A 13,195-nucleotide genomic window follows, 5' to 3' on the forward strand; every position below is an offset into this window, starting at 1 on the left:
AACCTAACTTCTTCCAGGTGGGTGTTGAGGTGGAAAACTACTCTTATTTTAACTACATAACTGCTCAAAAAGAACAGCATATCCCTCATTATCTGGAAAACCCCCCCTATTGCAAAAGTACTTTTAGCGGATGGTATGTTTTGTAAATATTTCATATAGTCCTTCAGCTGGGTGATTAAATAAATCTTGCTTATAATTAATTCCAATTTTATCCATAAGCCTGCATAAATTGAATCCTGTCACATAATAATATGCCTGCATCATTTTGGTTCTCTCTATAAATTCAAGTTCGTTTTCGAAATTTATCATATCTGAATAATCTCTAAAATTTTTAAATAGGGAGTCACACTGACTTGATGTTCCAGTTGCAATCTTATAAAAATTACCAGCCATATAGTATTCAGCATATCTTGCTGTACCCTCTATGGTTTCCCAGAAATTTTCCATAATACTTAAATTTAAGTTATGCAGACTTTCGTACTGCATTCTTCTTCGTTGCCGAATCTGATAAAATTCATCCATATAATGATTCATTGAATCACCTGTTGTGGCACGAATTGCATTCAGCAAAGCATTGTTCTCATTTTCCAGTAATTCTCCGAACCATGCATTTTGAATATAAATTTTATTGAGTGTATCTGAGGATATTTGTATTACTTCCGACAAGTAATTAATTGTTGCCTTATGCGAAAATTGAAAACTATGAAAATACTCATGCATCACCAATTGCAACCAGTCCTCTGTTTTATTAAAATCAGGAACAACTTTAATCAGGGTTTCAACATCAGAACAAAGCATCATAGGCTGATTATAAAATATAGAAGCTGTATCTTTAAAATTCATATTATTTTCCATATGGAAAGGCTGAGCGTCCATTCGTGGCAGCTTCAATAGCGAAAAGCCGTTCCCACAATCAAGTAACTCATAGTTATAGTTTTTAAAAAGTATATCACTACCAAAGGCGATATAGGTACTGCTATCTGTAAAATAAAGTAAAGGGCGGATGTGTGCATCATCATTCAGGCCTTTCCACACTATGTTACTAATAAGCTCTTTGCTTTTGATAAATACATTAATCCGTTCACAAGCCACACAATCAGCCATTGTTCTGTTTGCCTGCGAAATAATTTTTGTTTTCGTATAGGGAAAATACGCACAGAACGATAGAAAAAAAATAAACATGGAGAATAGAAATCTTACGTCGCATGATTTAAAATATTGATTAAATTTCATCATAATATTTCAGATTGCGGTAAATGTCTATTTTTCTACTTTTTGATGTTTAGTTCTTACTGAATACAACAGATCAGAAACGTACCGTGCGACATTAGAAGTAAGTACTTTGTAACCAATGTTAATGAATGATTTCCATTCGCTTTGCTGCCTCTGTATATTCAATATAAATAATTCCGTTGTACGATAAGGATAAATTAGTCTTAGTATATCTATCCATACATCCTCTTTGTCCATAACATCCCATAATGTCAGAAATGGTTTGACTTTTTGAAAACCAAACCGGTTTAGAATCAGTTAAATCAAGCAAACAATCCTTTCCAACAAAAATTGAAAGGAGGTTGCCCAATGTACCCTTTGCTGATGGTTGAATTGTCAACTCTTGGAAAACAATTTCTTCATCTACGACATCAAATCCTAAAATTTTACCTTGGTTGAATTCATATCCCAAAGCATAATATTTACCTTCAAACTTCTTCTTTAACCAAAATCCAGCTTCTTTCATTTTTGGATTTGTAGAGATATGTCCATTGTGAGCAGAAAGCACCATTTTTATATTTTTGCCTTCTATATCAAGTATGTTTTGTACATTATCTGCCATAAATCTTGCACGATTTAAGCTGTTCTGATTTTCACTATTTCTTTCGGTATCACAAAAGTATCGTAAATTTTCCAATACAGTTAGAGAAGTCCTTTTGAAAGTTACATCCTGGTCTGAATCAGATATTCTTTTAGCAAATGAAGTAATAAAATTCGATAATAGCGGATGTATTCGTTTAGCCAATCGTCTGTCTCGTGTACGTTGTAGCTGCAATAAATCATCTAAGAGTGAAAGTTCATTGTGCCTAAAATTATACTGAATGATGTGGCTAACGGATTTTATATAATCTACTCCGCCTTTTGACATTTGACAATCAAAACCGTAAAACATGATACGTTTCTCTGCAGACTTGTTGACATTATATGCTCTCATCCACTCAATTAGTTCCACGAATTCTGCAATTTGCCATACACCATAATTAAGGTATGTTAAACTTTCTTTTGCGCTGCCTTTTCCATAAAGCACATATTGATTAATTACCAAAGATTCTGCAAAGCCAGCTTCTAATGCAAAAATCCTAAAGCCTTCATTCTCAACAAGCCATTTAAAACTGTTGATTTTATGTGTAAAAAAACTTCCTTGACCATGCGATGCTTCACCAAAGCCAATGATTTGTACTTCAGGTTTCCCAATAATAGAATTCATCCCATATGTGCTATCTATACTTATATTATTTTTTTTCACCCAATCCTCAATAGAGTGAATTTGTGCATTCACACATTGAGCAATGAAAATAAATATTATTCCTAAGGTTTTCATCTATTTGAATATTCACTCACATCTTGTGTCTTAGTCAATAAGCCGTCATTTAATAAAAAGTTCATTAGAATTTCAACTTTTGAAGTTTGCATATATGTTTATAGAAGGATTTCTGCGGTCATATTTTAAAGCCGGTTTGAGGAGTATTTTCGTCAGTCAGAATTTTCAAGCTGAAATATTACTTCTACCGTAGTCCCAAATACTTTCGCCATTTTAAGAGCCAAAACTGTTGAAGGTACAAACTTACCTGTTTCTATCGAATTAACAGCCTGTCTTGAAACTCCAATTTTGTCAGCAAGTTCTGCCTGGGTAAAATTTTTCTTTGCTCTTTCTATTTTAATCGTGTTTTTCATCGTCAAAATTGTATTTGCGTTTTGAAATGAAAAGTCCAAAAAAATAAAAAGCGACAAAAAGAGGGACTAAATACCTGTAACTCCAATCATTTTTATTCAATGTTATGACCAGGTCAAGTAAACCCAATGTCATCAAAAGTAAAAGTCCCAATGAAAAGGCAATAACTACAGCTTCCATTTGAATTTTGATCTGAACTTCATCCATAAAGAAAATGCTCCTGTAATATTTGTAGATAAATAATGCAAAAGCAAGCACCGTTATTACAGTCAAAACTATTCCTGCTTCTGTTGGAATTTCCAATGTTTTTAAGGCGAATAAGCTACCTACATAGCTTAGGCTCCAGATTACCGCATATATTAAAATACGGTCGTTTAAATGTTTTTTTTGATTGTCCATTTGCTTAAAATTAAAACACAAAGATAAGCAAACTTTTCATATTGTCATGTTTTCTTTACATTTTGTCTTATTTATATGACTAATAGGTCTATGGACAATTTGAGTATTTTTTGCCAGAAGATGTAAGCATAATGTTGTTAAAACGACTTTTCAATGGTCTGTTAAGCAGCTGGAGGTACCAAGGCTGGAATTTATGGGTCCTCCACCCTGAACCGCCGGTGATTAAAAACATTAAATTACACGTCAACAAACAATAGCCCGGTGATGCTTGTCCGGCCTAGATAAAGCACAACAGGGATAAAACACTCCATTTTTCCAACGCCCAGGCAAAAATTTAGCAATCCCAATGTTTGCAATCGAACTTCAACGGTTTAATGCATTGAAGAGTAGTGGATAGAATAATTCAGGTTGTTCATACATTGGAAAATGACCGCATTTGTCTAGCCATTGAATTATTGACTGTGGTACATATTTTTGATATTCCACTGTAAAAAATGCCAAAGGGTCTTCTTTGCAAGTAATTATTGTAATAGGTATTTTCAACGATTTAAGTTTTTGGGTAAGGTCGAAATTTATTCGTTCAAGATCTTCCATCATCAAGGCATTTGTTTTTGAGTTAGTAGTGCCTCTTTTAATTTTCGCAAACTTCCAATCTTGGTTGGTGGTGTCATAGGTATTAAATGTCGCTCTTAAATTGGCTACTTCACTTTGCTCAGAAGTTGACATTTTGTGGGCATCTATCTTGCTAAGTTGATCAAATCGGTTACGCTGTTCATTTGTTAGCTTTGCCATTCTATTGGTGAAAATCGTATCGCCATAAGACCTACCTAACTTTATATTTCCTGGTGCAATGAAAACAAGTGAAGAAACTTTTTCAGGAAATTGAACAGCAAAGGTAGAAGCGTACATCGCACCCCATGAATGTCCATAAAATTTTGCTTTGAGAATTTTTAAACTGTCCATCACATACAATATATCTTTGATATATGCATCAAGATTTACGGTATGCTTATTTAATTCAGTTGGCATAGAAAGTCCTGTGCCACGTTGCTCCAGTAAAATCGCCATATATTTTTCACCGATTTTTATAGCAACATCCTCTTCCTGATGGCAGTCATTCCCGGGGCCGCCGCTAAAAACAAATACAGGTTCTCCTTTGCCATAAAGATGGAATCGGATAAAACTATTATCATATTCCAAGCTTTGTCCGCAGGAAGTTATAATTATCGCCAATAATGTTATGCCTAATTTCATTTTCATAATTTTTTCGTCTATAAATATTGTGCAGTTTTTTATCATTGTGTCACAGCTTATGACGGTTAACGCATGTCAACATGACTAGTTGAGGATTTTATGGGCGCCCAACCATATCCTGATACATAACTTGCCAGTAAAATATAAAATTGTCTAACCACTTTACCACAATTACATATGACCTCGCAATAAAGGATTGTTGGTCTTGTTTAATTACTGCTGTGGTCAAGTTGATTTTTTATCAAATGTATAGAAATCAGTGTCATCCAAGTCAAACCAATTGAAATACATAGACGCTGTAATAAACCAGCATAATATACAAACCCCGATAGTTGTTTAAATCCCATACTCGTCATAATAAAAGTTGCTATCATAGCATAGCCTGAAAAAGCTGAATAGTTCGCCAATCCTCTCCTATTATTGGAAATAAAATATGTACGAAAAACAAAACACGCACAGGGTAAAAAAATAAAAACAAACATGGAAAATCCGTCATGCAAATGTCCGCTAAATGTAAACTGTCTTAGCACAAGGGGCTTATCGGCTGGATAGCCTAAAATTGGATCGGTCACAAAGATGCCTGCACCAATTAGTCCGATTCCAGCTAATCTAATTAGTAATGGTCCTCGGAATTTTGCTTTATCTGAATTGCATACCTGTTTTAAATCGTGTGAAAAAATAATTAATAAAATACCAGTAATAATAAAATTTAGAATCTGTGTCCAACCGGTATCTCCAATTGAAAGTGAACTTAATGGATATGATAATGAACTGTAGTTAGGTCTCAACATGCCCTCCATCAGAACTACAATTAGGAATAACGGACCGGCAATTGCACCACAAAGTAAAAGAGTATTTGTTTTTGAATCAGTTTTCATTCTCTTTTTTAATAAATCCAAAATAGAATGTAATCAGAAACAATGTAAAATGAATGAACCCGCGAATGAATAGAAATTTATGGGTCATGGTAGTCCCCATGAATGGAAGGTTTATTTTAAAGTAAGCGAAATACCAACTTGCCCCCGCAGTTACAAAAAATGCACCCGCTAAAAATTTCCATACTTCCTTCCAATTAATCTTTTTCAATTTTTATGGATTTAAATATATTTGTTTCTGTATAGTTGATCTTATCATCTTTGAATAAGCATTAAGATTCCAGCGCTTGCTGAAGCCGTGAGCCTCTGAACCATATATATTTGGCTAAGATAATATTTCTTGTGTTAGTTAAATGTGAACTTTCAATTAATTTGCAAACTTATTATACGGTTGTTATCTGTATAGGTTACTACTGGTCTAGTAACCATTGTATTAATTCTTCATGATCAACAATATTCCAAGAATGAGGATGTCTTCTATTGTCAGGTTTTCTATAACCTTTATTTTGAGTTGTTATTAATTCTGCATTTTGATTTCCAAGTCTATTCAATTCATTAATCATTGCTGAACATTCAGTCGCATTCATACTTGTAAAGTCTTCACCGCGTTCTTTTAACCACCAATTAATATCAGGCTCAGTGTAAATTCTCAAAGGTATTTTTGTTAGTTTTTTTACTGCGCTTTGAGTAGTGTCTGAAAATGAGTATGGCGAAATATTGTAATAATCGATAAGGTTTGTTGTTGGAGTTCCACCGGTTTCTTTCTCCAGTCTGTCTACCATATAAACATTCTCCGGATTGGCTTCTTTGTCTCTTGAAAGTCTAATATTTCTTATTGCGGAATTATAATATCTTTCAAAATCGAGTGGTGGGTCAATCGCAAAAATTGCTGTTGGTTTAATGGCGGCATTTTCGGCATATTTAATTGCGCAACTCCCCCCAATTGAAAATCCACCTATATAAAATTTATGGCCAATAAGTTTGTGTTTAGATGTTACATCCTTGAGAATTTTGTCAAAAGTTTGTTGGCTTAAACTATCAACTCCAAAAGATAAAACTCCATCTTGAAAAGTTGGAATAATTGTACAAATCCCATTAATGGCTAACTTGTTAGGTAGATCAGTTTGTAGTAAGACGTTTTCAGCTGTTTCACCAAAACCTGGAATTAGAAAAATATACCCAGTCCAGGGAAGTTTTGATGGATATATTATGGTGTAACAGTTTTTTGTATTATCGGAATCGTCAAGAAAAACTTTCTCAGTTTTTGGGTTAGATGCCTTCTGTCGATAACAATTGGTAGCAAAAAATGAAAATGTGAAAATTATTATAAAAAGTTTATTCATAATTGTCTGTTTATCGCTTACAGAATGTCTCGATAAGCTTACCGATAATGTTTTCTGGTTTTGCGTTCGGAGGGATTCGAATCATTCAGTTCGTTATAATCATACTGCCCGAAGTTTGCACATTAGACCGCCGGATCCAAAACTGTGTTCAGAGTACGCTACCTTAGTTCAATTTTGTCGGTTGTTGCAAATTTTAGTATTTAGTTCTTTGCAGGCTGGTGTTTATATTCCGAATTAGTAATAAATCTGTTTCGATCGTAAAGGTAGAGATCTTTTTTTCTTGTACCAACACATAGATTTCTATTTTTTTCATCCAAAATGGAAGAAATATTATTACTATTCGACCCCTCGTTTACTGTGAATGGCTAAACGCTTTTTCCACATACGTATAAAGTCCAATTCCTTTGATTCCGAACCAAAGATTACCTTCTTTATCCAGTAAAACACATTGAACATTGCAATATCAGAAGGTACCTTTGATTCTAATAGGTTTTGGATGTTCCTTTTCATTTAGAAAATCTAATTTAAATGGTCCGTTGCAAGCAGTCCTATAAAGTAGATCTGTTAGAAAAGCAAAAACTTGCATTTGAAAGAAATCATTTTTTATTGTTCAAATTATCCTTTAGGTTTTATTACCTATATGTTGATTTTGGCTTCCCTTTGCACTTACCGCCAACGATTTTGGACTGTATGACGTGGCGGATTTTTATCACTTCGATTCCATTGAATTCTTAATGTTGGTCCTTTGACAAATATTTCATAGCAGAACTTCAATCGCCATTTTGTAAGACCCATGTTAGCGGTTCGCTGTTTTTCTCGCTAGTCAAACAGTTTTAAATTCTTTTGGACATTTAAATATTCTCCTGTTCAACTATTTCAAGAAAGTAACTTTACTCTTCCAACTTAACTTTAAATCACTGGCTAATTATTTCTCTCCTCCCTTCTAAAGTCCTTAATGGTCTTTCCATCATAACGATGCACCCCACCTCCAGAACCAAACCAAATATTTCCTTTCACATCTTCTAAAATCCCTAAAAGCATTCCTGTTTGGGACTTTATTTCAGTTACCGAGGGATTTTTATCGTACAAGGATTTTTGATCATAACGGGAAAGCGACCAGACCTGCCCTAAACGAGGAGGTTCATCTGCACCAGTAGTCCAGATGTTTCCATTTTTATCTTCGATTATAGCATTAGCGCCCTTCTGCGATACCTTAGTAAAGATGCTGCCGTCATAGCGCCAAAGACCCTGTGAAACGAACAAGGTATCGCCTCTTTTATCTTCTATTATAGTCGCACCGAACCAAATATTCCCTTTTCTGTCTTCGGTAATTCCCCATACGTTCGAAAAGGTTTTACCGTCTTTGTTTTTTAGAATGGTAAAAGTTTTGCCATCATAAACACTTAAGTCCCCCCTTGAACCAAACCATAACTTCCCTGCCTTATCTTCTAGGATGGTATTAATATCATTATTTGGTAGCCCATCTTCTGTGGTAAAAGTTCGAAAAGAATTCCCATCGTAACGGCTAGCGCCACCTTGTGTGCCGAACCAAATATTACCGGTTCTATCTTCATAAATATGCAACGCTGTATTACTGGCAAGCCCATCCTTTGTTGTAAAATGACGCAAGCTTTCTTGTTCGTCAGGTAGGTATTGAGCATTGTAAAAATAAACCCCTGAATCTTTGGTTGCAAACCAAAGATTGCCTTTTCGATCTTCCAGGACATCCCAGAAGCTGGAGAAGCGGGGCGAACTTATTTTATTTGTCAGATTGGTAAAAGAATCTCCCTGCCTGTCCGGCAGGTGGATATCGTACCGAAAGACACCTAAATAGGAAGCAATCAAGATATTTCCATTCCTGTCTTGCCTTACATTACGCACCATACTCATAGGTACCTGAGAGGTGTCCGCCTCTTTAAGTTGAGCATCGGAGTAATTTGCTTTAATGGACTTGATTTTATCCAGCGGAACGTTGGTTTGGTTTTGTCCACAGGAAGTGCAACAAACAAGCATCATAAGCAAAGCAAAAAGGTGAATGAATTTCATAATTAATCCGTGAATTTATTTCTGCAAACATAAATGGAAAGTGTATGAATCGCATGTAAAATAATGTAAATCGAATTGTAAAAAATGTAAAATGATTGTAAGCAATACCCGAAAGGTGTTCTGTGGTGAAAAAAAAAGTGTCTTCGCAAAAGTCCACTAAAAAACAATTGAATTTACACAGACGGTTCGTTAAAGAGGTGTTCAACGGTTTTTAGCTTGGCGAAGTGCAGTTTCTTTTGCCTTGCGCTAATAAAAGTTCCAATAGTTGTTGCAGAACAAGAGTCTATTTATATGTGTCAGCTGCCATATTGTCATACTATTGTTAGCAGCTCGTTGCTATTTTCAAATTTTTTCCAAAGCAAATAGCTTTATTATTGCCAACATATCTTCCAAAGTTCGGAATTTTTACATAGCCATTCTTTAAGTAAAAATCACATGACTCTATGTTTTATTTTCTTATTTCAAGCCAGATTTTATTATAACCAAATTCTATAGCCTGGTTTTCAATATAATCTAAAACTATTCCCAATTCCATTTCTCTTATACTTTGTGTACATTCTTTTCAATTCTGCTATGCCATCAGAGAATGGTCTTATACCACCACAGTCAATTGCTTCATCTGTCTATATTGCTTTTACAAAAATAGATTTTGAGTCTTTTATATCCCGCTCTTGAAATAAAATTTGTCCTGTATTCCCAAATCGTTGTCAAAGTTCAACTGAAAGAGCATAAATAAGTGATTTTATATTATTGTCAATTAGTTGGGTTTCAATAATCCTTATTATCAAGATTCGAATTTATGTAACATATTGTCCAATAAATATTTTAGCTAAAAGGGAGGCTGTTTACACTATCCTCTAAGGGATTCCTAGATAAAGAAGCAGGTGCTTTTGGTTTATGCTGACCGCCGAGAAAGTAGGCACTATAGGATTTCTTAACAATGACCTTGAAACAAAGCACTAATGTTAAAAAGACAACCTCCACCATTTTCATAAATCCATTGTTAAAGGTAGGTAGTTTTATTAATTCCCTTTTCATGAAAACCTTTTAAAGTACAATTCCCGATATGATTCCTTGTGCTGTCAGTATAAATGTGTCAAGAATTAGAAAGCACAAAGGAGAATTTAACTGATAATAAAAAGCGCTTAGAATTAAATACAAACTTCCGATAAAGCACTATATAGCAAACCATGTTTAATTCTGTGAATTAGATTGCTGCCCTTTTATTCTGTAACGGAATAAAGATAACAAGTTATAAACGCTCTTATTATTTCGCTTGTGATACCTGCCAGGATTTGTTTTGTAGTGCTACTTTGATTTTGATTTCATTAAAAACAAAAGATAAAATACAATCACTGATTGGCACACAAACCAATCATAAAATAGCAAGAAGGAAAGACTCAATCAAAAGTCTATATGCTTTAATAGTCATATGTTTTTAGGATAACCGATTAAATAAGTTGCACGAATGCCAAAGCGGTTTTTGGTTCTTCCGCTTGTCCAAATATAATTTTCAGCCCCTAAACTTTCAGCTATTTGTTGTAATTCCGTTGGTTTGTACATTCTCAAAATGGATACCACTCCATCCCATACAGTATAAATAGGAATCAGAGGTATGAGGTAAGTAAAAAATAAGCGAGAAATTTTAAATGGTTTGAAAAATGGTGTAAAAATAATAAAAGCAATTGGGTGCAATATTATCAGTCCAAGAATTGCAAAGATGCTTTTTTCACCTCCGTCAAAAAAACCAATCGCTGCATGGTTCTCTATGGCATTATTTAAAATAGTTTTTACTTGGTCTGGATGAAAATGGTGGACAGCCGAAAACATAGTGCGAAAACCTTTCAATTCTTTTGGAACATTTGCAGCGTCAGTAGAATCCGCTACAAAATTTATTCCGTCCTTGGTTTTTTCCTTTAAAAATTCATACGCTTTTATGTTTGGAAACTTGTCTGTAAGTGTTATTGAAATTTTACGCCCACTAATTTTGTTTAATTCGTCATACACTTGCTCTATGTAACCGCCACCACCTGAACATAAGTCGATCATTTTAGTTTCATTAGTGTCTTTGAGTGCTTGGTTGATAAGTGGAATTATAGGTTTGTAAAGTTCGCTTGATATTAAGAAATAACGTAAAAAATCAGTTCCTCCTGTTCTAATAACGTCAGGAAACCAAGATAAATCTTCAAACTCAAATAATTGAACTCTCATTTAATTTTATTCCAATCAATGTTTTTTTTACTCGTCTATAAACGGCTACAAATACCTCAAACATTTTGGGGCTACCATTAGTTGGCTTATGAAAAACTCAACTTTCTACACATACAAATAGTTGTTTAAAGATACAAAACTTTATCATACTACGTCCATTTGAATTACTCTTAGTTTCTGTTAATCAGTGGACTTTACTAATCCCCTATGAGTTTTTTAGTGAAGTTTAATTCTAAGTCTATATTGTTTATCTTGTCATTAATACTTGGTGTCACCGTATAATTTGGAATTAGCCCTCTGTCTGGAAATGGATAGTTTTTTACAGCCATTCGATAATTCATCAATGGAATTTCAATCCTCACTTTGGTATTCGGTAAAGTAAAGTCTGGGGTTGGTCCAGAACAATTACCATAATACCCCCCTCCGCTTTCCTCGCCTATAAAGACTGCTTTTGTATGAAAATGAAGTTGAGATAAAAATTCACTGGTAGTTGAAAAACACCAACCATTTATTAACACATAAATATTGCCGGTGAAAGTTGGAGATAAAGGCTTCTGCTTGCCAACATTCGGATGTTGGACGTTGTCAAATGTCCCTTCATTATTCCCTTTTAACATACCTTTAGGGGCTTTCATGTCAGGTCTGCTTGTGTATTTAAAGGAATCAAATCTTTCTTTATTCATTCGTAATGATTTATAATAATCAAACGGTTCATTGACGAAATAAGAAAATAATATTTTGCCATATTCATCCGTCCCACCTCCATTCTCACGAACATCAATAATTAGATTTGGAACTTGAGTTGATTCCAATTTTTTAAATGAAGCTTTAAGAAACTTTTTAAAATTCATTTTATTCTTTTTGTATTGACTTTTGTCAAAAGATTTTATTCTTAAATAAGCAAATTTTTTATCCTCGTCCATTTTAAAGAAAGCAGGTTTTCTCTCTTCAATTTTGGCAGGGTAACGCTCGTCTGCTATTTTTAATAAATTATCAAAAGTCAATCCTTGAAGTGTTTTCCTTTTGAGAGTTGTTTCATTCAAGGAAATATACTCTACGTTATATTGTTCTGCATAACCGTATAGCATATTGAAATATCGGGTGAAATATCGAGAGCTTGAAAGCAATCTGTATTTATGGGTTAGATTATTACCATCGGATGGAAAAATCTGCAGATATTCTTTGATAAAGCTTTCTATCGAATGGCCATTAATAGAAATAATTTGAGACCCAATAAATTCCTTATCATCTAATGGTGAATAGTTTTTTCTAACATATAATTTATTATCCATGCAATAGACATTAAAAGGAATTGCTGTTGGTCCGTTATCCAAAGAGTCCAATTGTATTTTTGGCGGCACGACCCTTAAATGACCATCACCCATTTGTGAAGTTACTCTGCACGCTAAAAGCATAAATTCTCTTCCGGTCATTGCTTTGTTTAAGGAGGAGTAATTGGCAAGAAATATAGAATCAACAATTGATTTGGATTTATAAATATAAAGCCCGGGATGACTTTCCTCTAAAGAGGTTCTTAGTGCTGAAAAGTCTTGCTGTAGTTCTTCTACTGTAAATAAACTTTTATTCGAAAAACCATCTTGTGCATCAAGATTAAAGTGCAGACTTAAACAAATGAAAGAGATGGCTGTAAGGGTTAATGCTTTTTCCATTTAGATGCAATTTTCTGTGATTTTATTAAGTACTTTTTTCAAGAATTCAATTTCGGATTTGGTAACTCCGTTAAGTGCTTGTTTTCTGTTAGATTCAATTATAGGTGTCAGTCTAGTAAGTATTTCTAAACCCAACTTGGTTATGCTTAAATCAAATCTTCTTCTGTCAGCTGAATGAAAAGCCCTCTCTAAAAACTTTTTGTTGACTAATATCTCAATTATCCGAGTGATTGATGCGTAGTCTTTGAACACATTTATAGCTATTTGTTGTTGACTCATACCTTCATTACTCTCAATAGTTTTTAAAACTAACCATTGGTCGATAGTAATGTCAAAGCCTTTCTTGTTTATGTTTTTTTGTGCGAACTGCCGATAGGATTTAATGGATTTTTCAAGGGTATAAAATACTATTTGGTCAATTTTTTCCATGTGTTTATGAATTAATTGATGTAA

13 protein-coding genes are annotated in these 13,195 nt (G+C 34.0%); all 13 read right to left on the reverse strand.

Features of this window, described 5'->3' with window-relative positions; genetic code table 11:
* Positions 1 to 123: 123 nt before the first annotated feature.
* Positions 124 to 1,236 (reverse strand): hypothetical protein, encoded by a 1,113-nt coding sequence (locus IPJ83_08055; protein ID MBK7880496.1) that lies wholly within the window; start codon positions 1,234 to 1,236, stop codon positions 124 to 126.
* A 118-nt stretch (positions 1,237 to 1,354) separates the two neighbouring features.
* Positions 1,355 to 2,518: an erythromycin esterase family protein gene (locus IPJ83_08060; protein ID MBK7880497.1), complete on the reverse strand. Its 1,164-nt coding sequence runs from the start codon at positions 2,516 to 2,518 to the stop codon at positions 1,355 to 1,357.
* Between the two features lie 227 nt (positions 2,519 to 2,745).
* Entirely contained in the window at positions 2,746 to 2,946 is a 201-nt protein-coding gene (locus IPJ83_08065) for a helix-turn-helix transcriptional regulator (protein ID MBK7880498.1), read from the reverse strand.
* Entirely contained in the window at positions 2,930 to 3,343 is a 414-nt protein-coding gene (locus IPJ83_08070) for a hypothetical protein (GenBank protein MBK7880499.1), read from the reverse strand. The genes IPJ83_08065 and IPJ83_08070 overlap by 17 nt, the downstream gene beginning before the upstream one ends.
* Before the next feature lie 363 nt (positions 3,344 to 3,706).
* On the reverse strand, positions 3,707 to 4,597 hold the full coding sequence (locus IPJ83_08075) for an alpha/beta hydrolase (GenBank protein MBK7880500.1): 891 nt from the start codon (positions 4,595 to 4,597) through the stop codon (positions 3,707 to 3,709).
* A gap of 209 nt (positions 4,598 to 4,806) precedes the next feature.
* A complete protein-coding gene (locus IPJ83_08080) occupies positions 4,807 to 5,496 on the reverse strand; it encodes a DUF998 domain-containing protein (protein MBK7880501.1) in 690 nt (229 codons plus the stop codon).
* Complete coding sequence (locus IPJ83_08085) at positions 5,465 to 5,683, reverse strand: hypothetical protein (protein MBK7880502.1); 219 nt, start codon at positions 5,681 to 5,683, stop codon at positions 5,465 to 5,467. The genes IPJ83_08080 and IPJ83_08085 overlap by 32 nt, the downstream gene beginning before the upstream one ends.
* 199 nt (positions 5,684 to 5,882) lie before the next feature.
* Positions 5,883 to 6,797, reverse strand: coding sequence for an alpha/beta hydrolase (locus IPJ83_08090; protein ID MBK7880503.1), 915 nt, complete (start codon positions 6,795 to 6,797; stop codon positions 5,883 to 5,885).
* A gap of 939 nt (positions 6,798 to 7,736) precedes the next feature.
* The gene (locus IPJ83_08095; GenBank protein MBK7880504.1) at positions 7,737 to 8,861 is read right to left on the reverse strand and encodes a histidine kinase; all 1,125 of its coding nucleotides are present in this window, start codon (positions 8,859 to 8,861) and stop codon (positions 7,737 to 7,739) included.
* Positions 8,862 to 9,686: 825 nt separating this feature from the next.
* Positions 9,687 to 9,899 carry a hypothetical protein gene (locus IPJ83_08100; GenBank protein MBK7880505.1) on the reverse strand — a complete coding sequence of 71 codons (213 nt, stop codon included), beginning with the start codon at positions 9,897 to 9,899 and terminating at the stop codon, positions 9,687 to 9,689.
* Between the two features lie 390 nt (positions 9,900 to 10,289).
* Positions 10,290 to 11,072, reverse strand: a complete 783-nt coding sequence (locus IPJ83_08105; GenBank protein ID MBK7880506.1) for a hypothetical protein — start codon at positions 11,070 to 11,072, stop codon at positions 10,290 to 10,292.
* Between the two features lie 197 nt (positions 11,073 to 11,269).
* Entirely contained in the window at positions 11,270 to 12,742 is a 1,473-nt protein-coding gene (locus IPJ83_08110) for a hypothetical protein (GenBank protein ID MBK7880507.1), read from the reverse strand.
* Positions 12,743 to 13,171: a MarR family transcriptional regulator gene (locus IPJ83_08115; protein MBK7880508.1), complete on the reverse strand. Its 429-nt coding sequence runs from the start codon at positions 13,169 to 13,171 to the stop codon at positions 12,743 to 12,745. It lies immediately after the preceding gene.
* Between the last annotated feature and the right edge of the window lie 24 nt (positions 13,172 to 13,195).

Origin of the sequence: Candidatus Vicinibacter proximus (assembly GCA_016713905.1) — a bacterium.
Lineage (GTDB): Bacteria > Bacteroidota > Bacteroidia > Chitinophagales > Saprospiraceae > Vicinibacter > Vicinibacter proximus.